This is a genomic window from Inquilinus ginsengisoli (genome assembly GCF_031453975.1).
Lineage (GTDB): Bacteria > Pseudomonadota > Alphaproteobacteria > DSM-16000 > Inquilinaceae > Inquilinus > Inquilinus ginsengisoli_A.
In genome coordinates this window covers 404,733-427,289 of the sequence record NZ_JAVDPW010000005.1, presented here as the reverse complement: position 1 = coordinate 427,289, position 22,557 = coordinate 404,733, and the positions used below count along the sequence as shown (strand labels likewise).

Below are 22,557 nucleotides of genomic sequence, written 5' to 3'. Positions count from 1 at the left end.
ATGAAGTTCGACACCCCCGCCACCACCAATCCGATCGACCAGCTCAAGATCGTGGGCAAGCCGAGAGACCGGATCGACGGTCCGCTGAAGACCACGGGCACTGCGCCCTATGCCTATGAACGGCATGATGCCGTGCCGGACCCGGCCTACGGCCATGTCGTCGGTGCGGCCATCGCCAAGGGCCGGATCGCGTCGATCGACCTGAGCCACGCGAAGGCCGCGCCCGGCGTGCTCGCCATCGTCACCGCGGACAATGCCGGCAAGCTGGGCAAGGGCGACTACAACCCGGCCAAGCTGCTCGGCGGCCCCGCGATCGATCACTATCACCAGGCGATCGCGGTCGTCGTCGCGGAGACCTTCGAGCAGGCGCGCGCCGCGGCGCAGCTGATCCGCGTCGACTATGTCAGCGCCGAGGGTGCCTTCGACCTCGCGGCGGCGAAGGACTCCGCCGTCACCCCCAAACCCGGCGTCGGCGGCCCCCCGGACACGGCCTTCGGCGACTTCGCCGGCGCGTTCGCCGCGGCGCCGGTCCAGCTCGACGCGACCTACACCACGCCCGATCAGGGGCACGCGATGATGGAACCGCATGCCTCGATCGCAGCGTGGGACGGGGACAAGCTCACGATCTGGACCTCGAACCAGATGATCGACTGGGGCACGGGGGATGTGGCGAAGACGCTCGGCATCCCCAAGGAGAAGGTCCGCCTGATCTCACCCTTCATCGGCGGCGGCTTCGGCGGCAAGCTGTTCGTGCGGTCCGATGCACTGCTTGCGGCGCTGGGCGCCCGAGCCGCGCGGCGGCCGGTGAAGGTAGCGCTGCCTCGGCCCCTCATCTTCAACAACACCACCCACCGGCCCGCGACGATCCAGCGTATCCGCATCGGCGCGGCCCGGGACGGCAGGATCACCGCGATCGGCCATGAGGGATGGTCCGGCAACCTGCCGGGCGGCGAGCCCGAGACCGCGGTCAACCAGACTCGCCTGCTCTATGCCGGCGCCAACCGGATGACGACGACGAAGCTCGCGGCGCTCGACCTGCCCGAGGGCAATGCCATGCGCGCGCCAGGCGAGGCGCCGGGCCTGATGGCGCTGGAGATCGCCATCGACGAGATGGCCGAGAAGCTCGGTCTCGACCCGGTGGAGTTCCGCATCCTCAACGACACCCAGGTCGATCCCGAAAAGCCCGAACGGCCGTTCTCGCAGCGCAACCTGGTCGAATGCCTGCGCACCGGTGCCGCCCGCTTCGGCTGGAGCAAGCGGACCCCGCAGCCTGGCAAGACGCAGGACGGGCGCTGGCTGGTCGGCATGGGCGTCGCCGCCGCATTGCGCAACAACCTCGTGACGACATCGGCGGCACGCGTCCGGCTCGACAGTCGGGGGGATGTGACGGTCGAAACCGACATGACCGACATCGGCACCGGCAGCTACACGATCATTGCCCAGACCGCGGCCGAGATGATGGGCGTGCCGCTCGACAAGGTGGTGGTGCGCCTGGGCGACTCGACCTTCCCGGTCTCGTGCGGGTCGGGCGGGCAATGGGGCGGCAACAATTCGACCGCCGGCGTCTATGCCGCCTGTTTGAAGCTGCGCGAAGCGGTGGCGCAGAGGCTGGGATACAACTCGGCCGAGGCGGTATTCGCCGACAGCCATGTGCATGCGGGCAACCGCAGCGTGCCGCTGGCCCAGGCCGTCACGGAAGGCGACATCGTGGCCGAGGACGCCATCGAATATGGCGACCTCGACAAGACGCACCAGCAATCGACCTTCGGCGCGCATTTCGTCGAAGTCGGCGTCGATTCCGCGACCGCCGAGATCCGCGTCAGGCGGATGCTGGCGGTGTGCGCCGCCGGCCGCATCCTCAACCCGAAGACGGCGCGCAGCCAGGTGATCGGCGCCATGACCATGGGCGTCGGCGCCGCGTTGATGGAGGAGCTTGCGGTCGACAAGCGCATCGGCTTCTTCGTCAACCACGACCTCGCCGGCTACGAGGTGCCGGTCCATGCTGATGTTCCGCACCAGGAGGTGGTCTTCCTCGACGAGACCGATCCGATGTCGTCGCCGATGAAGGCCAAGGGCGTCGGCGAGCTCGGCATCTGCGGGGTTGGCGCCGCGGTCGCCAACGCGATCCACAACGCGACCGGCGTGCGCGTGCGAGACTATCCGATCACGCTCGACAAGCTGCTGGCCCGGCTGCCGGAAGTGGCATGATCGGATATGAAGCGCCGACCACAGATCCAGGCGCATCTCTCGGCCAACGAAGACGATCACGTCTTTGGGATGTCGGGGATCGAGCCGACAGGTCGGCGATAACCGCGATGTCGGTCGTTGAGTCGATATTCGACATCCGGGCCCTCTCGATGGACGCGGTGGAGCGGGCCAAGAGCGGCCATCCCGGCATGCCGATGGGGATGGCCGACATCGCCACGGTGCTGTTCCGCGATTTCCTGACCTTCGATGCCGCGGACCCGCACTGGATCGACCGAGACCGCTTCCTGCTGTCCAACGGCCACGGCTCGATGCTGCTGTACAGCCTGCTGTACCTCACCGGCTACCGCGACATGACGATCGAGCAGATCGAGCGCTTCCGGCAGGTCGACAGCCGGACCCCGGGCCACCCGGAATACCACCATGCCGACGGCATCGAGACCACCACCGGGCCGCTGGGCCAGGGTACGGCCAATGCCGCGGGCCTGGCGCTGGCCGAGCGCATCATGAACGCCAGCTTCGGCGACGATCTCGTCAACCACTTCACCTATGTCTTCCTCGGCGATGGCTGCCTGATGGAGGGCATCAGCCATGAGGCGATCTCGCTGGCCGGGCACCTCCGGCTCGGCAAGCTGATTGCCTTCTTCGACAACAACTCCATCACCATCGACGGCCCGACCAGCCTGTCCGTCTCCGACCACCAATCCGACCGCTTCCGGGCGTCGAACTGGCATGTGCTGGAGATCGACGGGCACGACACCGACCAGATCCGCGCCGCGATCACCGAGGCCCAGGCCGTCACCGACAAGCCGACGCTGATCAATTGCCGCACCATCATCGGCTTCGGCATGCCGACCCGGGCCGGCACCCAGAAGGCCCACAGCGACGCCCCGGGCGAGGCGGAGATCGCCGGCGCGCGCGAGCGGCTGGGTTGGACCGCGCCGCCCTTCGAGATCCCGGACGACCTGCTGCAGGCCTGGCGGGCGATCGGGTCGCGCGGCCGGGACAAGCGCCTGGCCTGGGTCGAACGAGTGAAGCAGGCGCCGGAGGCGTTGCGTGGGGATTTCGAGCGCCGCAACCGCGGCGACCTGCCCGACAACTGGAAGCAGGCGATCGTTGGGGCGCGGCAGGACTTCGTCCAGGCCGGCAAGCCGATGGCGACGCGGCAGGCCAGCGGCGCCGTGCTCGACCACCTCTTCGCCGCGATCCCCGAGCTGCTCGGCGGATCGGCCGACCTGACCCCGTCCAACAACACCAAGGCCGCCGGGGAGGTCGAGATCCGCCCCGGCATGTATCACGGCTCCTATGTGCATTACGGCGTCCGCGAGCACGGCATGGCGGCGATGATGAACGGGATCGCGCTGCATGGCGGCCTGATCCCATATGGCGGCACCTTCATGTGCTTCTCGGACTACTGCCGCCCGTCGATCCGCCTGGCGGCGATGATGGAGATCCGCACCATCTTCGTCATGACCCATGACTCGATCGGCCTGGGCGAGGACGGTCCCACCCACCAGCCGATCGAACATCTGGCGGCGCTTCGCGCGATTCCGCATCTGGCAGTGTTCCGCCCGGCGGATGCGATCGAGACCGCCGAATGCTGGGAGGTGGTGCTGGACACGCCGCGCCGGGCCGCCCTCCTGGCCCTGTCCCGCCAGCCGGTGCCGCTGCTGCGGCGAGAGGCAGGGGGTGAGAACAAATCCGCCCGGGGCGCCTATGTCCTCCACGAGGCCGAAGGCGGCCCGCGGCAGCTCACCATCATCGGCACCGGGTCGGAGCTGCAGCTGGCGGTGGCCGCCCGCGAGGCGCTGCAGGCCGAGGGCGTGCCGACGGCGGTGGTGTCGATGCCGTGCCGGCTGCTGTTCGAGCAGCAGGATGCGGCGTATCGCCGGGATGTGCTGGTCGACGGCACCGCCCGCGTCGCCGTCGAAGCCGCCGTCGAGCTGGGCTGGGAACGCTACCTGGGGTTCGACGGAGCCTTCGTGGGCATGCACGGCTTCGGCGCCTCGGGCAAGATCGCCGACGTCTACGCCAAGTTCGACATCACGGTGGACGCCGTTGTGGGAGCGGCCCGCAAGACCCTGTCCTCCAAAATGTGACCGTCGACCGAGAGGCCGGCTGCGCGATCCGGGGATGGTTTTGGGAGCATTGGGCCGCGCAGATTTCCAGGACGATTCTCTTCAATAAAATTCGTAAGCAAATATTGTTTTCACCATTACTAATTCGTTAATATGAGATGTTTTTAGATGCCATATTTTGATTATTACTACTTCTAATATGGGAATTCTTTCCGATCATTTTCACGTCCACGGAACTCATAACTCAGCCAGCCCGTTGCCATGGCAAGTCCTCAGCAAGGAGCAAGGCCATGGAACATCGCGAAGAGACGACGACCCTGATCTCGGCGGAGAAGGTGTCCGGCACCGACGTCTACAACACCGCGGGCGACAGCCTGGGCGAGGTGCATGACGTGATGATCGACAAGGTCTCAGGCCGCGTCACCTATGCGGTGATGTCGTTCGGCGGCTTTCTCGGCATCGGCCAGAAGTATCATCCGCTGCCCTGGTCCTCGCTGGTCTACGACACCGACAAGGGCGGCTATGTCGTCAGCCTGTCCAGCGAGCAGCTCGAAGGCGCGCCGGTCTTCAGCGACGATGTCGAGCCGCAATGGACCCGGGAGTATGAGCAGGACATCCACGACCATTACGGCGTCCGGCCATATTGGGACGGCCTGCCGCCTCGCTGAACGATCTGCAGCGGCGAAAAGCAATCCAAGGACCCCGGCTTCGGCCGGGGTTTTTGCGCCCGACCCGATTGCAATCATCGCAGCCAACTCCATATACCATCCACCTGGATGGTAGGAGGATGGTGGTCATGGCCGGCGCGACGCGGGATCTTCGGCCAAAGGCGGCCGACAGCGAGAAGATCACGATCAATCTCGGCTATGTCGATCTCGGCCATATCGACCTGCTCGTGCGCGAGGGCTTCTACTCCAACCGGACCGATCTCATCCGCACGGCCATCCGCAACCAGCTGGAACGGCATGGCGACGCCATCCAGCAATCCGTCGCCCGCCATCGCCTCGACCTCGGCCTTCGCCGGTTCGACCGACGCGAGTTGGAAGCCGCGCGAATGGCCGGGGAGATGCTGCACATCCAGGTCCTGGGGCTGGCCGTGATCGCCGATGACGTCACCCCTGAACTGGCCCGCGAAACCATCGCCTCCCTTCACGTGCTCGGGGCCCTGCAGGCCGGCGCCGCCGTGAAGGCCGCCCTCAGCGACCGCATCCGGTGACGAAGCGGCTGCAGGCCGCACACCGACCATCTCGGCCGATCAAGGCGGGCACAGATCTCGCCCTGGCGGATTTCGGCACACAGGACCATGCTGCCATGATCGCACGCCCCAAGATCGACATGCAGGAGGCGACCCGCCTCACCCGCGCCGGACGGCTCGGCGAAGCCATGGCGCTTCTGCGCGGCGCTGTTGCCTCGCCGCCGCCAAGCCCGCCGGCGTCGGAGACCAACTCCGCAGAGATGCCCGGCCCCGGCGGGCGCACCACCATCGACATGGTGCCGCCATCCCCGGGAACCGGAGAGACCTGGACGCCGCCCCAGCCCGGCGATCCCGACGCCGCGCCAGCTGGCCGGCCCCAAGCACGTGAGATGTTCCGTGGACTCCTCGATCGCTTTCGACGGCCGCACGCCCCTGCCGGTGACGCCGTCGCACCCGGCCGCCCCGTTGCCCCTGGGCCGGCTCCGGCGCCTGATGGCGCCCGGTTCGACGAATGCAGCTATGCCGGCCAGACCGGGCAGCGGACATACAAGCTCTACATCCCCGGCGGCCGTGCCGAACAGGCACTGCCGCTGGTGGTGATGCTGCATGGCTGCACCCAGTCGCCGGACGACTTCGCCGCCGGCACACGCATGAATGAGCTGGCCGAGGAGCAGGGTTTCCTCGTCGCCTATCCCGAGCAGACCCGGTCGGCCAATGCCTCTCGCTGCTGGAACTGGTTCAACCCAGGCGATCAGCGGCGCGACGGCGGCGAACCGGCGCTGATCGCCGGCATCACCCGCCAGATCATGCGCGATCACCCGGTCGATCCCCGGCGGGTGTATGTCGCCGGCCTGTCGGCAGGCGGTGCCGCCGCGGCGATCATGGGGGCGGCCTATCCCGACCTCTACGCCGCCGTCGGGGTGCATTCCGGACTGGCCTGCGGGGCCGCCAGCGACATGATGTCGGCCTTCACGGCGATGCGCCAGGGCATGCCGCCGGCGGCGGCCAGTTTGCGACGGTCCGGCGCCGCTGTCCCGACCATCGTGTTCCACGGCGATCGCGACACCACCGTCAGCCCCGTCAACGGCGACCAGGTCCTGGCCCAGGCCGAAGCCGCGTCCGACCTCCGCACCACGGTCAGAAACGGGACCGCCCCGGGCGGCATCGGCTACACCTGCACGATCCGGGCGGACGACGCCGGTCGCCCGATGTCGGAGCACTGGGTGCTGCACGGCGCCGGCCATGCCTGGTCGGGCGGCAGCCCGGCCGGTTCGTACACCGAGCCACGCGGGCCGGACGCCAGCCGTGAGATGATGCGCTTCTTCCGGCGGCAACTCGGCGAGTGAGGGAAGCGGAGCGGCCGGGCGATCTGAGGCGTTCATTGCCTTGGCTGATCGGTCGCACCGGCCCAGGTTTCGGCGATGGCGACCACCGCGGCGTTGACCGGGCCGGCCGTGATCGACGGGATGACCGAGGCGTCGACCACGAAGAGCCCGTCGATGCCCCGCACCCTCAGATCGCCGTCGACGACGGGACCGAGGCTGCAGGTGCCGACCGGGTGGTGATGGGTCATCGCCGCCCGGGCCAGGAAGGCGTCGAGATCGACATCGGCCTCCACCCCCGGCCCAGGCAGGATCTCGCCGTCGCTCCAGTCGCGCAGCGGCGCGGCCCGGCCGACGGCGCGGGCGAGACGCAGGCTGGCCCGGAAGCTCCGCCGGTCCTGGTCGGTCGAGAGATAGGCGGGATCGATGATCGGGACATCCGCCACCGACGGCCCGCCGGGCCGCAGCGAGCCGCGGCTGGTCGGGTGGGTGACGCCGCACATGATGGTGTAGGCGCTGCCCGCCTCCGGCCGCGCAAACGCCTCGGTCACCACCGGCAGCACGACGCAGGCGAGCACGACATCCGGCGATCCCTCCGCCCGGGACGAGTCGTCGCTGTGCAGGTACATCAGCGATTCCGAATGCTGCAGCCGCGACGGCGCGACCGGCCGCCGGGCGCGGTAGACATTGCCGGCCGCGAGCAGATGGTCGTGCAGGTTGCGCCCGACCTCCGGCAGCTCGTGCCGGCAGGCGATGCCGGCCCCGCGCAGGGTGTCGGGGTCGCCGATGCCGGACCGCATCAGCAGCAGCGGCGAGGCGACCGTGCCGGCGCAGAGCACGATCCGGTCCGCGGTCAGGATCTCCTGCACCCCGCCCCGGGTGATCCGGGCGCCGCACGCCCGGCCGGCCTGCATCACCAGGTCATGGACCAGCACATCGGTCAGCAGCGTCAGGTTGGGACGGCCGAGGGCCGGCACGAGATAGGCGTCGGCGACGCTGACGCGGCGGCCATCCCGGATGGTCAGCTGGTTCGGCGCCGCGCCCGTCAGCGGACCGGCATTGTGGTCGCCGAGGCGTGGCGCGCCGATCGACACCCCGGCATCCATGTAGTCGCGGACCAGGGGGTGGATCTCGTCGCCGGGCAGCAGCACGTCGAGCGGACCGGCATCGCCGTGCATGGCCGAGGCGCCGCCCGAGAAGCGCTCGCTGCGGCGGAAGGCCGGCAGCAGCGCCTGATAGGACCAGCCAGGCCCGCCCGCGGCGGCCCAAGGTTCGAAATCATCGGGGTGGCCGCGGACATGGGCCATCGCGTGAAGGCAGCTGGAACCGCCGACGATGCGGCCGCGGGGCCAGTCGTGGCTCCGTCCGGCGGTGCCGGGCTGGGGGATGGTGCGGTACGCCCAGTCGAAGGCGCGGCCCGGCAGGAACGGCCATTGCTGCGGCGAGGCGATGTCGGGATCGGACGGCACCGCCCCGGCCTCGACCAGGCCGACGGACAGGCCGGGATCCTCGCTCAGCCTTGCCGCCACCACCGACCCGGCGGAGCCGGCGCCGATCACCAGCACGTCGAAACCGGTCATGGCCATGTGCTCCGCTGCGGGAAGGAAGGCGCTCGCCCTCAGGCCACCGCGACGCTGGGGCCGAGACGGTCGAGGATCTGGCGTTGCACCGCCCCGAGATGGGCTCGCATCGCCTGTTCGGCCGCATCCGGATCGCGCGCGGCGATCGCGTCGGCGATCAGCTTGTGCTCGGCGTCTCGCTGCTTCAGCCGGTTCGGGCAGCTGGGATTGTCGCTGTTGCCGAAGCGCAGCCGGGCGTCGGTCGCCACCTCACGGATCAGGGCGTAGAGCTCGGCCGCCAGGCTGTTGCGGGCACCGGCCGCGACAGCCTTGTGAAAGGCCAGGTCGACGGTCCCGGCCACCGCGCCCGGGGGCGTGCTGGCGGCCCGCTGGATGCGCATGATCTCGAACGGGGAGGCGCGCAGCGCGGCGAGCCGGGCCAGCGCCGGCTCGAGCACCATGCGCAGCTCGATGATCTCGACCGGATTGGTGTCGCGGGCGAGGTCGTCGCCCCGCCGCGGCGTCGCGGTCCGCGGCCGCCCGGCCCGTGCCGGCGCCAGTTCCCCCGCCGCGCGCAGCTGGTCAAGCGCCCGCCGCAGCCGGTGGCGCTTGACGTTCAGCCGTTCCGCCAATGCCCGCTCCGACGGCGTGCCCTGGCCGGTGGCGAGGATGCCGCGCAGCGCCGCGACGACGTCGTCGAGATTGCCGTCCTGGCCGGGATCATCATCGATTGAGGGATCGGGCGTCTGAGCGTCGGCGTTCGGGTGCTGGGAAGGCGCCGATCGGTTCATCCTGGTCCCTCTGGCTTTGTTCGGTTCTTGAGGGTCGGCGCCGCCCGCATCCTTGTGCCGGCAATCACGACCACAGTGCCCACCATAGCAACCATTTGCCATGGTTGACAAGAATGGTTGGATGATGGTCGAGTGATCACCAGCAAGCGCCGCCCAGACCGGCGCAACCCCGACAGGAGGCTTCCGATGCCCGGACAACCGGTCGACCGGCCATGGCCGGCGGATCCAGGGACGCCGGCCCCGTGGTCGATGACCCGGCGGTCGACGGCCCGGGTGGACCTGCGATGACACGCGCTCCGGGCTACGACCACATCATCGTCGGCGCCGGCTCCGCTGGCTGCGTCCTGGCGGCCCGCCTCAGCGAGGACCCGGCCTGCCGCGTGCTGCTGCTGGAGGCCGGCGGCTGGGACCGCGACCCCTGGATCCACATTCCGCTCGGCTGGGGCAAGATCCTGCAGAAGCGGCTGCACGACTGGATGTACTTCAACGAGCCTGAGGCCAATGTCGACGGCCGCCGGGTGGAGTGCGCCCGCGGCAAGGTGGTCGGCGGCTCGTCCTCGACCAATGCCATGGCCTATGTCCGCGGCAATCCCGGCGACTATGACCGCTGGGCGGCGGCGGGGCTGGACGAATGGTCCTATGCCCACGCCCTGCCCTATTTCCGGCGGCTGGAATCCTGGGAGGGCGGCGCCGACGCCTGGCGCGGTGGCGACGGCCCGCTGGGGGTGCAGTATTGCCGCTACCAGGACCCGCTGCTCGACGCCTATGCCGCGGCCGCGGGCGAGGCCGGGCATGGCTGGACCGACGATTACAACGGCGCCCGGCAGGAAGGCTTCGGCCGGCTGCAGATGACCATCCGCAACGGCCGGCGCTGCAGTGCGGCGACCGCCTATCTCCGGCCGGCGCTGGCCCGGCCGAACCTGACGGTCACGGTCGGCGCTATGGTCACCCGCGTGCTGTTCGAGGGCACCCGCGCGGTCGGCGTCGACTATGTGAAGGACGGGAAAGTCCTGACCGCCTGGGCCGATGCCGAGGTCATCCTGTCCGGCGGCGTGATCAACAGCCCACAGCTGCTGATGCTGTCGGGCATCGGCGACCCGGAGCAGCTGGCGGCACACGGCATCGGCACGCGCATCCCGCTGCGCGGCGTCGGCCGCAACCTGCAGGACCATGTCTCGACCATCCTGATGTACCAGCGCCGCGAGCCCGGGCCGTTCCACCGGATGATGCGGGCCGACCGCATCGCGCTGGAGCTCGGCAAGGCCTACGCTTTCGGCAAGGGCTTCGCCGCCGACGTGCCGGGCGGCATCGTCGGCTTCCTCAAGAGCCGGGCGGAGCTGGCGCTGCCCGACGTGCAGTTCCTGTTGACCGCAGCACCACTGGGCGCCTGGCCCTATTTCAAGCCGTTCAAGCAGCCCTTCACCGACGCCTTCGCCTGCCGGGTGGTGATCATCCAGCCGGAGAGCCGCGGCACGGTGAGCCTGGCCTCCGCCGACCCGATGGCGGCGCCGGTCATCCGCCAGAACTTCCTGGCGGCGGAGGCCGACTGGCGCAGCCTGCGCGCCGGCATCCGCATGGCGCGGGAGGTGATGGCGCAGGGGCCGATGGCGCGCTTCATCGCCCGGGAATCCGCCCCCGGCTCCGGCAAGGCGACGGATGCCGAGATCGACGCCCATATCCGCGCCACCTCGATCACCGTCCACCATCCGGCTGGCACCTGCCGGATGGGGGTCTCCGCCGATGACGGGGCCGTCGTCGACCCCCAGCTGCGGGTGCATGGCGCCGAGGGCCTGCGCGTCATCGACGCCGCCGTGATGCCCGACCTCATCTGCGGCAACATCAACGCCCCGGTGCTGATGATCGCCGAGCGCGCCGCCGACCTGATCCGCGGCGTGCCGACGCTGGCTCCAGCCGAAATTCCGACCAATGATCCAACCAATTTCGCCAACAATCATCTTCAACCAAATAATACGGTTGAAACGGTCGGCCGGAGGGCATACCGTCATGGCTAAGGACGAACGAATGATCCAAGACAGGGGTGCGACATGACGGACACACGCGCCGCGGTGCCGGGGGCGTCCAATCGCGATGCCGCCCTGAAGGCGCTCTACGACGACGTCTTCAACAAGAACATGTTCCCGTTCTGGGCCAGCTCGGTCGACGTCGCCCATGACGAGATCAAGCAGCTGATGGGCACGCAGAAGGCCCTGCCCTTCCTGTGGAGCTACGACAAGGACATCGCGCCGATCCTGCAGCGCTCCGCCGAGCTGATCCACATGGACGATTCCGAGCGGCGGTCGCTGATCCTGGTCAATCCCGGCCTGTCGCCGCGGCGGGCGACGGTCAGCACCATGTACACGGCGTATCGCCTGAACGACCCGAACGAGGTGATGCCGCCGCACCGGCATTCCCCCAGCGCGATCCGCTTCGGCCTGACCGGCAAGAGCAACTTCACCGGGGTCGAGGGCGAGGACATCACCTTCGGCCCGGGCGACATGGTGCTGACGCCGATCGACGCCTGGCACAATCACGGCAACACGGGCGATGAACCGGCGGTCAACCTGTCGGTCCTCGACCTGCCGCTGGTCGAGACCCTGAGCGCGGTCTATTTCGAGCATGACTATGCCGAGAGCGGCGTCGCCAAGAAGGTGCAGAGCGCCCGCTTCCCCAGCGACTATTCCGCCCGCGTCTACGGCGCCGGCGGGCTGCGGCCCCGCTTCCTCGACCATCATCGCGGCTCCGGCCTGTCGTCGCCGATGTATGTCTACCGCTGGGACGCGATGCGCGAGGCGCTGGAGCGGTTTAAGGACTGGGACGGCGACCCGTACGAGGCGCTGATGATCGAGTATGTCGATCCGCTGACCGGCGGGCCGGTGTTCAAGACCATCACCTTCTTCGCCCAGATGCTGCGGCCGGGCGAGCGCACGCGGCCCTTGCGCCAGACAGCCAGCCTGCTGGTGGCGCCGTTCCAGGGCAGCGGCCATTCCATGGTCGACGGCAAGCGCTTCGACTGGACCGAATTCGACACGCTGGCGGTGCCCGGCGGGTCGTGGTGCGAGCATGTGAACGGGTCGGAGACCGAACCCGCAATCCTGTTCGTCGCCAGCGACGAGCCGGCGCTGAAGGCGTTCAGCCTGTTCCGCAAATGGGGCCGCGACGCCAGCGGCGACGTGGTCCGCATGATCTGACGGCCGGGTCCGGCGCAAGCCGGATCCGACCGTCCCGCCCGACGCTGCCCCGCCCGCCACCGCAGGCCGGGGCGGATCGTCGGCGCGCACCCGACCGACCCGAGGTCCGAAGTGCCGAATTCCCTCAACACGACGCTGCTCTCGCATATCGACTGCCCCGGCGGCGGCCAGGTCTGGGTCGAGGGGACGACTCTGTATATCGGCCATATGCGGTCGCCCAGCGGCACGACCATCGTCGACGTTGCCGACCCGCGCCATCCCCGGGTGATCGCGCGGCTGGAGCTGCCGGAGGGCTGGCATTCGCACAAGGTGCGGGTGGCGGGCGACATCATGATCGTCAACCACGAGAAGCTGGGCCAGAACGGCCCGGCCGAATTCGGCGGGGGCATCGCAATATACGATGTGTCCCGGCCCAGCGCGCCCCGGCTGATCTCGAAATGGATGACCGCCGGCCGCGGCGTCCATCGCTACGATTTCGACGGGCGCTACGCCTATATCTCGCCGACCGCCGAGGGCTATGTCGGCAACATCGTCATGATCCTCGACCTGATCGACCCAGCCCGGCCGGTCGAGGTCGGGCGCTGGTGGATCCCCGGCCAATGGACCGGGGGCGGCGAGGAATACCCCTGGGCCGGCGGGGTGTCGCCGCGCTGCCACCACCCGATCCGGGCGGGCGACCGCCTCTATGTCAGCTACTGGCACCATGGGCTGTTCATCCTCGACATCGCCGACATGGCCCGGCCGAAGCTGATCTCGCAGCTGAATTCGAGCCCCGCCTTCCCGCACCCGACCCACACCTGCCTGCCGATGCCCCAGCTGCTGAAAGGCCGCAAGATCATGGTGGTGGCCGACGAGGATGTGGCGAAGCTGCGCCCGTCGCCCCCGGCCTTCACCTGGATCTACGACATCACCGAGGAGCGGCAGCCGCTGCCGATCGCGACCTTCCAGGTGCCGGGCCTCGACCCGGACGGGTCGCCGCAGCCGCCGATGACCGGCTGCCACCAGCCGTCGGAACGGTTCAGCGGCACCGTCATTCCCTTCGCCTGGTTCGCCCAGGGGCTGCGGCTGGTCGACATCGCCGACCCCTTCGCGCCGCGCGAGGTCGGCCATTTCCTGCCAGATCCGCCAGCCGGCGAGGACCGGGCGTCGTCGAACGACGTCACCATCGACGATCGCGGCCTGATCTACCTGATCGACCGCATCAACGGCGTCGACATCATCGAAACCAGCGCCTTCTGAAAGGGACCCGCCTTGTCCGACACCGCAGACGCCGCACAGCGCTACGCCATCGGGCGCAAGAATCCCAACCTGCCGTTCCACCCGGCGGTGCGGGCTGGCGACTTCATCTTCGTCTCCGGCCAGGTCGGCAAGGATGCCGAGGGCAACATGGTCCACGGCACCATCGAGGACGAGACGCGGGCGACGATCCAGACGATCCAGCGGGTGCTGGCGGAGGACGGCGCCACCCTGGCAGACGTCGTGCGGGTCACGACCTATCTCGAGGATGTCAGGGACTTCGGCCGCTACAACAAGGTTTTCGCCGAATACTTCAAGGATGCGGTGCTGGCCCGGACCACGGTCGAGGCCCGCGCCGTGATCAACACCAAGGTCGAGATGGACGCCATCGCCTATCGCCCGGTCAAGGGCTGAGGCGGGACAGGGAGACGAGGAATGATCAGACTGCTCGGCCGGCACACCTCCGGCAATGTCCAGAAGGTGCTGTGGCTGCTGGAAGAGCTCGGCATCGCCCATGAGCGCGAGGATTACGGCCGCCAGTTCGGCAACACCCAGACCGATGAATACCGGGCGCTGAATCCGAACGCCAAGGTGCCGACCCTGGTCGACGGCGACACCGTGATCTGGGAGTCGAACACCATCCTGCGCTACCTCGCGGCGCTGCACCGCCCGGCGCTGACCGGCGCCACCCCGGCGGAGAAGACCGAGGTCGAACGCTGGATGGACTGGCTGCTGGCCAGCGTCAACACCCCCTATGTCGCCGTGTTCAAGGACGCCAAGAAGGCGCCGGAGGAGCGCGGCGCCGATTTCGCCGCCCAGGCGAAGGATCTCGCCGAGCTGCTGGCGATCGCCGACCGGCACCTGGCCGGGCGGGAGTGGTTCGCGCTGGGCCGGCTGACCATCGCCGACATCGCACTGGGCCCGGTCCTGAAACGCTGCCTGGGCTTCCCGATCGAACGGCCGGCCTGCGCCAACCTGGACCGCTGGATGGCGGCCCTCGACGCCCGGCCGGCGTTCCGGACGGTGACGGGGGGATGACCGGACCATGCCCGTGGCGAGACTGAAGGAGCCAGCACCGCTGCCCGACGCCACCGCCCAGATCGCGGTCGAGGCGGTGTCGGTGACGTTCGATATCCTCGGCGTCCGGCAGCAGGTGCTGCGGGATGTGAGCCTGAGCGTGCCGCGGGGATCCTTCGTCTGCCTGATCGGGCCGTCCGGCTGCGGCAAGAGCACCCTGCTCAAGGTCCTGGCCGGGCTGGTGCGGCCGTCGGAGGGCCGGGTCCGGGTCGCCGGGCTGGCGCCGGAAGAGGCGGTGCGGCGCCGCATCATCGGCCTGGTGTTCCAGGACGCGAACCTGCTGCCGTGGAAGAACGCGCTCGACAATGCGGCGCTGCTGCGCGAGGTGGCGGACAAGACCCTGTCGCGGGCCGAGGTGCGGGACCGCGCCCGGGCCATGCTGAAGCTGGTCGGGCTGGAGGATGCCGCGGCCAAGCGGCCCAACCAGCTGTCCGGCGGGATGCGCCAGCGCGTCGCCATCGCAAGGGCGCTGACCCTGGAGCCCGACATCCTGCTGATGGACGAGCCCTTCGGCGCGCTGGACGCGATCACGCGGGAGGAGATGAGCCGGTCGCTGCTGGAGATCTGGGAGCGCACCGGCAAGACCATCGTGCTGGTCACCCATTCGATCGACGAGGCGGTGCTGCTGTCGCGCCATGTCCATGTCATGGGCGTCGGGCCGGGCCGGATCATCGACAGCATCGAGATCCCCCTGCCCTATCCGCGCGGCGAGGCGAGCTATGCCGATCCACGCTTTGCCGCGATGGAGAGCCGGCTGCGGTCCCTGCTGATCCAGAGTCATGCCACGCGGGGGAGATCATGAGCGACACCCGTCTCGCGTCCCGGCAGGGCCTGGCCGGCGGCTGGCTGCCCTCCGCCGTGCTGCTGGTGGCCGCCATCGCGGCCTGGGAGGCGGCGATCCGGATCTTCGACGTCTCCAGCTACATCCTGCCCACGCCCTCGGCGATCGGCGCGACGCTGCTGCGCGAGGCCGGGCCGCTGCTCGAGGCCACGCAGGTGACCGCGATCGAGATCCTGGTCGGCTTCCTGGTCGCGGCCGCCGTCGGCATCGCCCTGGCCATGGTCATCGCCCGCTTCCGGCTGTTCGGCCGGGCGCTGTACCCGCTGATCGTGCTGTTCCAGACCGTGCCGAAGGTGGCGCTGGCACCGATCTTCATCCTGTGGTTCGGCTACGATCTGGCGCCCAAGGTCGGCCTGATCCTGGTGATCGCCTTCTTCCCGGTGACGCTGTCGATGCTGGCCGGGCTGGAGGCGGCGGAGCCGGGCCTGCTGTCGCTGATGCGGTCGGTCGGCGCCAGCCGGACCACGATCCTGCTGCGCATCCAGATCCCCTACGCCCTGCCGCAGCTGATGGCCGGGCTGAAGATCGCGGTCACCTTCAGCGTCATCGGCGCCATCGTCGGCGAATTCGCCGGCGCCTCTGCCGGGCTGGGTTACCTGATCCAGTTCGCCTCGACCCAGCTCGACACCCCGATGGTGTTCGCGGCACTGCTGGTCGTCTCGGTGGTCGGGGTCGTCTTCTACTACGCGATGGAAGTGCTGGAACGGCTGGTGGTGCCCTGGGCGCCGAAATTCGATCCGGCGCTGCAAGCCGCCTGAACCAACGAGACAATGCCGCGGGAGGCACGAGATGTTGAGGAGATCGGTCTGTAAGGCGCTGGCGGGGCTGACGACGGCGGCGATCCTGGCGGCCCCGGGCCTGGCCTCTGCCGCCGACCAGGTCAGCGTCCAGCTGGACTGGGTGGTGCGCGGCAACCACGCCATGTTCTTCGTGGCCAAGGAGAAGGGCTACTTCGCCGAGAACGGAATCGAGGTCACCGAGATCCGCAAGGGCACGGGGTCGCCCGACGCCATGCGGCTGGTGGCGAACGGCAACGCCGAATTCGGCTTCGGTGACCTGCCCACCCTGGCGGTGGCCCGGTCGCAGAACGTGCCGGTGGTGGCGCTGGCGGCGGTCAACCAGCGCTCGCCCATCGGCATGATCGCCCTGGCCAAGAGCCACCAACTGAAGACACCTGCCGACATCAGGGGGCTGAACATCGGCATCCACCCGGCCGGATCGACCTATATCTTCTACAAATCCTTCCTGGCCGCCAACGGCCTGACCGAGGCCGACATGAAGATGAGCAGCGTGTCGCCGCCCTATGAAAGCTATCTCCTGCTCGGCCGGGTCGACGCGGTGCCCGGCTACATCGACGCGGAGGTGCCGGAGCTGGAGGCCAAGGCCGGCGGGCCGGGCTCGCTCAGCATCATCCTCGGCGCCGATTACGGCTATGATGTCTACGGCTCCGGCCTGTTCACCTCCGAGGCCATGATCAAGGACAAGCCGGACGTGGTGAAGCGCTTCGTCGCCGCCTATCTCAAGGCCTTCCAATTCACCGCCGAGCATCCGAAGGAGGCCGCGGCGATCACCGCCAAGGCGGCGCCCGGCTATGCCGGCAAGGCGGATGTGCTGGCGGCGCAGCTGCAGGCTGACATCGACCACACCTTCGCCGACGCCGACACCAAGGCCAACGGCCTGGGCTGGATGACCAAGGACAAGTGGGCCAACACGATCAAGGTGCTGACCGACCAGGGCGCGCTGAAGGGCACGGTCGCGGCAGACGCCGCCTTCACCGACGCCTATCTGAAGCCCTGAGCGGGGGGGACGAACGATGCCGGACGGAACGCTTACGGTCGCCGTGATCGGCCTCGGCACGATGGGGCCGGGTATCATTGCGACCCTCGCCCGCGGCGGCATGCCGGTGCGGGCGCACGACCTGTCGCCGGCCGCGGTCGAGCGCGCCCGCGCGGCGGTGCCGCAGGCGGCCGCGGTCCTGGACCGGCTGGGCGTCGCCCCGCCGACAACCGGTGAGGGCGCCGTCAGCTTCCACGACGACCTGGCCGGGGCCGTCGCCGGCGCCGGGCTGGTGATCGAGAACGTTCCGGAGAAGGTCGAGGTCAAGGCCGCGGTCTACCGTGCGCTCGACCCGCTGCTGCCGGCCGGGACCATCGTCGCCTCCGACACCTCCGGCATCCCGATCACCACGCTGCAGGGTTTCCTGTCGCATCCGGAGCGGCTGGTCGGCATGCATTGGTCGAACCCGCCGCACATCATCCCGATGATCGAGGTGATCGCCGGCGAGAAGACCGCCCCGGCCACCGTGGCCTTCATCACCGATCTGGTCCGGTCGCTGAAGCTGCTGCCGGTGGTGGTGAAGAAGGACGTGCCCGGCTTCGTCGAGAACCGCATCCTCTATGCCCTGCTGCGCGAGGCGATCGACCTGGTCGATCAGGGGGTGATCGACGAGGAGGGGCTGGACACCTGCGTGTCCTGGGGCATCGGCTACAAGCTGAGCGTGGTCGGCCCGATGCGGCTGCTCGACATGGCCGGCCTCGACATCTACCAGTCGGTGGCGGGCTTCCTGAACGCCGACCTGTCGGCGCGCCGCGACGTGGCGGGCTATGTCACCGAGCGGACCCGGGCCGGGAAGCTGGGGATCAAGAGCGGCGAGGGCATCTTCCCCTACACTCCCGACCAGATCGCGGCGCTGCAGGCCGAACGGGCCCGGCGCCTGGTCGCGGTGCGGCGGATCCTGGAAGGGCGCGACGGATGACTCAGCGACAGACCAGCCGGTCCCCGGCCGGCGCGCACTCCACCGCGATCTCCGGCGCGGTCCCGGCCGGGCCGGCGTGCCGGGGCAGGTCGACCAGGCTGCGGGTCGCCCAGCTGCGGCCGGCCACGCCGCACCACAGCGTTTCGACCGGCAGCCGATCCTGCTTGTCGTTGAGCAGGTACACCGTGCCGCCGGCCGGATCGAACCAGAGCTGGGTGCCGACCGTGCCGCCCGGCCCGGCCTGCCCGAGGTCGACCGAGTACCAATGGGCGATGGCGGCGCCGCAGGCGATCCGGCCTTCGCCGCGGTTCGCCGCCCGGAATGTCCTCTCGACCAGCCCGTCCGGCCCATGCCCTGCGGCAAGCGCCGACTGGACCGCAAGCACCAGCGCCACCAACGGAAGAACGCCAGAACGGAACCGCGCCATCGGGCCGACCTTTTCTTCGCGAGGAAATGATAGCCACAATAACCAATAAGGAATAATCTGCAATATCCTAAGCAAACAATAATAAAGAAAAAAGCAAACTCAAACAACAAACAGGGAATCGAGCCATGATGAAGACCGCAATGATTAAGGCCAGCCTCGGCGCGCTGATGCTGGCGCTGGCGTCCACCGCGAGCTTGGCCGGAGAGGTCAAGAGCATCGCCATCCTGACGCCGGAGCAGGGCACCGATTTCGGCTGGAACCAGCAGGGCGTCACCGCGGCCAAGGCCGCCGGCGAGAAGGCGGGGGTGAAGGTCACCGTGGCCGAAGGCCTGGGCTATGGCGACGTGCGGCCGACCATGCGCGAGCTGGCGGCCGACGGGGCCAGCCTGCTGATCGCCCATGCCAGCGGCTACAACACCTCGGCCCCCGAGATCGCGGCCGAGACCGGCGTGCCGGTGGCGATCGTCGACCGGCCGGACCTGCTGAAGCCGGGCCTGATCGCCGACTACACGCTGAGCGGCCATCAGGGCGCCTATCTCGCCGGCCGGCTGGCGGCGAAGATGACCCGCACCGGCACGGTCGGCATCGTCGTGTCGGGCGAACCGCCGTCGTGGAACTCGCAATCCGCCGCCTTCGCCCAGGGAGTCAAGGCGGAGAAGCCGGCGGTGAAGATCCGCTATGCCGTGATCGGCCCCGCCGCGTACAGCGATGCGGCGGGCGGCAAGCGGGTGACGGAATCGGTGATCGCGGCCGGCGCCGACATCGTCTTCGGCCAGGGCAACGGGTCGAGCTTCGGCATGATCCAGGCGGTCGAGACCAGCAAGGCGACCGATGGCGGCAAGGTCTATTTCATCGACGTGATCGGCGACAAGTCCAGCATCGACAAGGGAAATCTGCTGTCGTCGGTGGTCTGGGACATCACCCCGGTCTATGGGGCGATGATCGAGGACCTCAAGGCCGGCAGCTTCGGCACCAAGCACTATGCCATCGGGCTGGCCGACAATTCGGTCCAGCTGCTGAAGACCAAGGCCATTCCCGACGACGTCTGGACCCAGCTGCAGGCAATCCGCGCCGACATCGTCAGCGGCAAGATCAAGGTCGAGCCGGTCTGGGACGCGGCTGCGGTGCGGGCGCTGATGTCGGACGTGTCGGCGGCGGCGCAGTAGGTTCGCCAGGACAGTGGCGCCCCGCCGGGATGGCCCGGCGGGGCGCGGAGCGATGGACCCATGACCGCATCACCGCACCCGGAAGCCGGCGCGCCGATCATCGCGCTGCGCGGCATCACCAAGCGCTTCCCCGGCATCGTCGCCAACGACCAGGTCGACCTGGCGATCCGGCCCGGCGAGGTGCATGTGCTGCTGGGCGAGAACGGGGCCGGCAAATCGACCCTGATCGCGATGCTGTCCGGGCTGCTGCAGCCCGACGACGGCGCCATCCTGGTCGACGGGCGCGAGCAGGCGATCGCGTCGCCCCGCCGCGCCCTGGATCTCGGCATCGGCACGGTGTTCCAGCATGTCATGCTGGCCCCGACCCTGACCGTGGCGGACAATCTGGCCCTCGGCCTGCGCTGGTGGCAGCGGCCCGACCGCGCCCGGCTGGCTGCCGAGCTGACGCGCACGGCCGAAGCGCTGGGCCTGTCGATCGATCCGCAGGCCGTCACCGGCGAGCTGTCGCTGGGCGAGCAGCAGCAGGTCGAGATCGTGCGCGCGCTGCTGCGCGGCAGCCGGGTGCTGATCCTGGACGAGGCCACCTCGATGCTGACGCCGAAAGGGGTGGAGGAGCTGGGCGCGCTGATGCGGCGGCTGGCCGGGCGCGGCATCGCCGTCGTCTTCATCACCCACAAGCTGAAGGAGGCGTTCGACTTCGGCGACCGCATCTCGATCCTGCGCCTCGGCCGCAAGGTCGGCGAGATCCCGCCCGAGCGGCTGCGGAGCCTCGGTGAGCACGAAGCGACGGCCGAGATCGTGCAGCTGATGTTCGGCGCCACCGCGACCGGCGAGCCGAAGGCCGTCGACGGCGCGGGGCGGCGCACCGCCCTGGCCGCCGCCCCGCTGCTGGTGGTCCGCGACCTCAGCGTGCCCGGCCAGGGCGCCGCCGATGTGGCCGACATCGCGCTGGAGGTGGCGCCGGGCGAGATCCTGGGCATCGCCGGGATCGACGGCAACGGCCAGAAGCAGCTGGCCGAGGCGCTGGCGGGGCAGCGGCCGGCCAGCGGCGGCACGGTGCTGCTGGACGGCCATCCGCTCGACCGGCTGGATGTCGGCGGCCGGCGCCGGCTGGGCCTGCGCTATGTCACCGACGACCGGCTGGGCGAAGGCACGGTCGGCGCCTTCCCGGTCAGCCTGAACCTGCTGCTGAAGCAGATCGGCGACGCCCCGTTCTGGTCGCGCGGGCTGGAACAGCCGGCGGCGATCGACCGCCATGCAAAGGCCCTGGTCGCCGCCTTCGACGTGCGCACGCCGGGCATCCGGACGCCGGTCGGGCGGCTGTCCGGCGGCAACATCCAGAAGGTTCTGCTGGCGCGCGAGCTGTCGGGCACCGCGCGGGTGGTGATCTACAGCAAGCCGACCCACGGCCTGGACGTGCAGAACATCGTCGCCACGCGGCGCCGGATCCGCGACGCCGCCGATGCCGGGGTCGCCACCATCCTGATCTCGACCGACCTGGAGGAGCTGCTGGAACTCGCCGACCGGATCGCGGTGATGTCGGGCGGCCGCATCGCCGGCACCGTCGCCAATGACGACCGGGCCCGACGCCGGGTGGGCGAGCTGATGATCGGAACCGCGTCATGATGGCGGACACGGTGAACGACACCGCCCCCGTGCAGAAGCCGCCGGCCACCCCCGGCATGGCCGGCGCCGCGCTGCATTGGGCGCTGGTCACGCTGGGCCCGATCCTGGCGGCGCTGCTGCTGTCGGGCGGCGTGCTGCTGGCGGCGGGCGCCGACCCCCTGGCCTATTACGGGCTGGTGCTGCAGCGCGGCCTGCTGTCCTGGCTCGGGCTGCAGGAATCGCTGTCGCGGATGGCGCCGCTGCTGTTCCTGGCGGCCGGGCTGATCGTGGCCTTCCGGGCGGGCATCTGGAACCTCGGCATCGACGGCCAGTTCCTGCTGGCCGCCGTCATCGTCGCCGCGGCCGGGCCGGCCCTGGCCGGGATGCTGCCGGGCTGGGTCGCCCTGCCGCTGTGCCTGGTGCTGGCCGCCGCGGTCGGCGCGGCCTGGTCACTGCTGCCGGCGCTGCTGCGCGCCTATCAGGGGGTGAACGAGATCATCACCACGCTGATGATGACCTTCCTCGGCACCTCCTTCGCCAATGTGCTGGTCAAGCTGGCGTTCCGCGACCCGGCGACCACCGTGCCGCAGACCCGGACCCTGGCGGTGGACGACCGCCTGCCGCGGCTGTTCGGCACCACGATCAGCGGCGGCCTGCTGCTCGGCATTGCCGCCGTGGTGCTGGTGCATCTGATGATGACCCGCACCGCCTTCGGGCTGAAGCTGCGGGTGGTCGGCGCCAACAGCCGCGCCGCGGTCCATGCCGGGCTGCCGGTGCCGCGGCTGACCGTCGCCGTCTTCGCCATTTCGGCCGGGCTGGCGGCAATGGCCGGGGCGGTCGACATCATCGGCGTGCAGGGCAATGTCCGTGCCGACTGGAACCCGGCCTACGGCCTGGCGGTGATCCCGCTGGTGTTCCTGGCCCGGTTCAACGGCTTCGCTAGCATCGCCTACGTCTTCCTGTTCTCGGTGCTGTCGATCGGCGGCGAGAGTGCTGCGCGGCGGCTGGGTGTGCCGCACTTCTTCACCCTGGTGGTGATGGCGATCCTGCTGATCCTGCTGGCGCTGGTCGAGCACATCGACCACCGGCGCCGCGACCGGATGAGGGCCTGA

At 69.4% G+C, this 22,557-nt stretch carries 20 protein-coding genes; 17 read left to right on the top strand and 3 right to left on the bottom strand.

Annotation, left to right across the window (positions count from 1 at the left end):
• The 5 genes from paoC to E9232_RS16410 all read left to right on the top strand — a co-directional run bounded on the left by paoC (position 1) and on the right by E9232_RS16410 (position 6,824).
• Complete coding sequence (paoC, locus tag E9232_RS16430; protein ID WP_309795477.1) at positions 1–2,208, top strand: aldehyde oxidoreductase molybdenum-binding subunit PaoC; 2,208 nt, start codon at positions 1–3, stop codon at positions 2,206–2,208.
• Positions 2,209–2,315: 107 nt separating this feature from the next.
• Positions 2,316–4,304, top strand: a complete 1,989-nt coding sequence (gene tkt, locus E9232_RS16425; RefSeq protein WP_309795474.1) for a transketolase — start codon at positions 2,316–2,318, stop codon at positions 4,302–4,304.
• Positions 4,305–4,573: 269 nt separating this feature from the next.
• Positions 4,574–4,951 carry a PRC-barrel domain-containing protein gene (locus tag E9232_RS16420; RefSeq protein ID WP_309795473.1) on the top strand — a complete coding sequence of 126 codons (378 nt, stop codon included), beginning with the start codon at positions 4,574–4,576 and terminating at the stop codon, positions 4,949–4,951.
• Positions 4,952–5,079: 128 nt separating this feature from the next.
• Entirely contained in the window at positions 5,080–5,499 is a 420-nt protein-coding gene (locus tag E9232_RS16415; protein WP_309795471.1) for a ribbon-helix-helix domain-containing protein, read from the top strand.
• Positions 5,500–5,594: 95 nt separating this feature from the next.
• Complete coding sequence (locus E9232_RS16410) at positions 5,595–6,824, top strand: extracellular catalytic domain type 1 short-chain-length polyhydroxyalkanoate depolymerase (RefSeq protein WP_309795469.1); 1,230 nt, start codon at positions 5,595–5,597, stop codon at positions 6,822–6,824.
• Positions 6,825–6,856: 32 nt separating this feature from the next.
• Here E9232_RS16410 and E9232_RS16405 read toward each other — a convergent pair whose 3' ends face one another.
• Complete coding sequence (locus E9232_RS16405) at positions 6,857–8,380, bottom strand: GMC family oxidoreductase (RefSeq protein ID WP_309795467.1); 1,524 nt, start codon at positions 8,378–8,380, stop codon at positions 6,857–6,859.
• A 38-nt stretch (positions 8,381–8,418) separates the two neighbouring features.
• Positions 8,419–9,150 carry a FadR/GntR family transcriptional regulator gene (locus E9232_RS16400; protein ID WP_309795465.1) on the bottom strand — a complete coding sequence of 244 codons (732 nt, stop codon included), beginning with the start codon at positions 9,148–9,150 and terminating at the stop codon, positions 8,419–8,421.
• A gap of 284 nt (positions 9,151–9,434) precedes the next feature.
• Here E9232_RS16400 and E9232_RS16395 point away from each other — a divergent pair, with 284 nt between their 5' ends.
• The 9 genes from E9232_RS16395 (at position 9,435) to fhmpcd1 (ending at position 18,247) form a co-directional block, all read left to right on the top strand.
• The gene (locus E9232_RS16395) at positions 9,435–11,162 is read left to right on the top strand and encodes a GMC family oxidoreductase (protein WP_309795462.1); all 1,728 of its coding nucleotides are present in this window, start codon (positions 9,435–9,437) and stop codon (positions 11,160–11,162) included.
• Between the two features lie 33 nt (positions 11,163–11,195).
• Positions 11,196–12,338, top strand: a complete 1,143-nt coding sequence (locus tag E9232_RS16390; RefSeq protein WP_309795460.1) for a cupin domain-containing protein — start codon at positions 11,196–11,198, stop codon at positions 12,336–12,338.
• A 111-nt stretch (positions 12,339–12,449) separates the two neighbouring features.
• Complete coding sequence (locus E9232_RS16385; RefSeq protein ID WP_309795458.1) at positions 12,450–13,577, top strand: LVIVD repeat-containing protein; 1,128 nt, start codon at positions 12,450–12,452, stop codon at positions 13,575–13,577.
• A 12-nt stretch (positions 13,578–13,589) separates the two neighbouring features.
• Complete coding sequence (locus E9232_RS16380) at positions 13,590–13,988, top strand: RidA family protein (protein WP_309795456.1); 399 nt, start codon at positions 13,590–13,592, stop codon at positions 13,986–13,988.
• 21 nt (positions 13,989–14,009) lie between these two features.
• A complete protein-coding gene (locus E9232_RS16375) occupies positions 14,010–14,612 on the top strand; it encodes a glutathione S-transferase family protein (RefSeq protein ID WP_309795455.1) in 603 nt (200 codons plus the stop codon).
• Positions 14,613–14,619: 7 nt separating this feature from the next.
• Complete coding sequence (locus tag E9232_RS16370; protein WP_309795453.1) at positions 14,620–15,453, top strand: ABC transporter ATP-binding protein; 834 nt, start codon at positions 14,620–14,622, stop codon at positions 15,451–15,453.
• Positions 15,450–16,250: an ABC transporter permease gene (locus E9232_RS16365; RefSeq protein WP_309795451.1), complete on the top strand. Its 801-nt coding sequence runs from the start codon at positions 15,450–15,452 to the stop codon at positions 16,248–16,250. Before E9232_RS16370 ends, E9232_RS16365 begins: the two co-directional genes overlap by 4 nt.
• A gap of 31 nt (positions 16,251–16,281) precedes the next feature.
• The gene (locus tag E9232_RS16360; RefSeq protein ID WP_309795450.1) at positions 16,282–17,289 is read left to right on the top strand and encodes an ABC transporter substrate-binding protein; all 1,008 of its coding nucleotides are present in this window, start codon (positions 16,282–16,284) and stop codon (positions 17,287–17,289) included.
• A 16-nt stretch (positions 17,290–17,305) separates the two neighbouring features.
• Entirely contained in the window at positions 17,306–18,247 is a 942-nt protein-coding gene (fhmpcd1, locus tag E9232_RS16355) for a 5-formyl-3-hydroxy-2-methylpyridine 4-carboxylate 5-dehydrogenase (protein ID WP_309795448.1), read from the top strand.
• A gap of 1 nt (position 18,248) precedes the next feature.
• On the opposite strand, the gene E9232_RS16350 is transcribed toward fhmpcd1, so the two are convergent.
• Positions 18,249–18,641 (bottom strand): hypothetical protein, encoded by a 393-nt coding sequence (locus E9232_RS16350; protein ID WP_309795446.1) that lies wholly within the window; start codon positions 18,639–18,641, stop codon positions 18,249–18,251.
• 158 nt (positions 18,642–18,799) lie between these two features.
• Here E9232_RS16350 and E9232_RS16345 point away from each other — a divergent pair, with 158 nt between their 5' ends.
• From E9232_RS16345 to E9232_RS16335, 3 genes are read left to right on the top strand one after another with little or no spacing between them, the layout of a single operon-like run.
• Entirely contained in the window at positions 18,800–19,840 is a 1,041-nt protein-coding gene (locus tag E9232_RS16345; protein WP_309795444.1) for a putative B6 ABC transporter substrate-binding protein, read from the top strand.
• 60 nt (positions 19,841–19,900) lie between these two features.
• Positions 19,901–21,466, top strand: coding sequence for a putative B6 ABC transporter ATP-binding protein (locus tag E9232_RS16340; RefSeq protein WP_309795442.1), 1,566 nt, complete (start codon positions 19,901–19,903; stop codon positions 21,464–21,466).
• Positions 21,463–22,557, top strand: coding sequence for a putative B6 ABC transporter permease subunit 2 (locus E9232_RS16335; RefSeq protein WP_309795439.1), 1,095 nt, complete (start codon positions 21,463–21,465; stop codon positions 22,555–22,557). Before E9232_RS16340 ends, E9232_RS16335 begins: the two co-directional genes overlap by 4 nt.

What these genes read in the sequence shown, in the direction of transcription:
- paoC (WP_309795477.1), top strand. Translation starts at nt 1, where the DNA reads ATGAAGTTCGACACCCCCGCCACCACCAATCCGATCGACCAGCTCAAG.
- tkt (WP_309795474.1), top strand. Translation starts at nt 2,316, where the DNA reads ATGTCGGTCGTTGAGTCGATATTCGACATCCGGGCCCTCTCGATGGAC.
- E9232_RS16420 (WP_309795473.1), top strand. Translation starts at nt 4,574, where the DNA reads ATGGAACATCGCGAAGAGACGACGACCCTGATCTCGGCGGAGAAGGTG.
- E9232_RS16415 (WP_309795471.1), top strand. Translation starts at nt 5,080, where the DNA reads ATGGCCGGCGCGACGCGGGATCTTCGGCCAAAGGCGGCCGACAGCGAG.
- E9232_RS16410 (WP_309795469.1), top strand. Translation starts at nt 5,595, where the DNA reads ATGATCGCACGCCCCAAGATCGACATGCAGGAGGCGACCCGCCTCACC.
- E9232_RS16405 (WP_309795467.1), bottom strand. Translation starts at nt 8,380, where the DNA reads ATGACCGGTTTCGACGTGCTGGTGATCGGCGCCGGCTCCGCCGGGTCG.
- E9232_RS16400 (WP_309795465.1), bottom strand. Translation starts at nt 9,150, where the DNA reads ATGAACCGATCGGCGCCTTCCCAGCACCCGAACGCCGACGCTCAGACG.
- E9232_RS16395 (WP_309795462.1), top strand. Translation starts at nt 9,435, where the DNA reads ATGACACGCGCTCCGGGCTACGACCACATCATCGTCGGCGCCGGCTCC.
- E9232_RS16390 (WP_309795460.1), top strand. Translation starts at nt 11,196, where the DNA reads ATGACGGACACACGCGCCGCGGTGCCGGGGGCGTCCAATCGCGATGCC.
- E9232_RS16375 (WP_309795455.1), top strand. Translation starts at nt 14,010, where the DNA reads ATGATCAGACTGCTCGGCCGGCACACCTCCGGCAATGTCCAGAAGGTG.
- E9232_RS16370 (WP_309795453.1), top strand. Translation starts at nt 14,620, where the DNA reads ATGCCCGTGGCGAGACTGAAGGAGCCAGCACCGCTGCCCGACGCCACC.
- E9232_RS16365 (WP_309795451.1), top strand. Translation starts at nt 15,450, where the DNA reads ATGAGCGACACCCGTCTCGCGTCCCGGCAGGGCCTGGCCGGCGGCTGG.
- E9232_RS16360 (WP_309795450.1), top strand. Translation starts at nt 16,282, where the DNA reads ATGTTGAGGAGATCGGTCTGTAAGGCGCTGGCGGGGCTGACGACGGCG.
- fhmpcd1 (WP_309795448.1), top strand. Translation starts at nt 17,306, where the DNA reads ATGCCGGACGGAACGCTTACGGTCGCCGTGATCGGCCTCGGCACGATG.
- E9232_RS16345 (WP_309795444.1), top strand. Translation starts at nt 18,800, where the DNA reads ATGATGAAGACCGCAATGATTAAGGCCAGCCTCGGCGCGCTGATGCTG.
- E9232_RS16340 (WP_309795442.1), top strand. Translation starts at nt 19,901, where the DNA reads ATGACCGCATCACCGCACCCGGAAGCCGGCGCGCCGATCATCGCGCTG.
- E9232_RS16335 (WP_309795439.1), top strand. Translation starts at nt 21,463, where the DNA reads ATGATGGCGGACACGGTGAACGACACCGCCCCCGTGCAGAAGCCGCCG.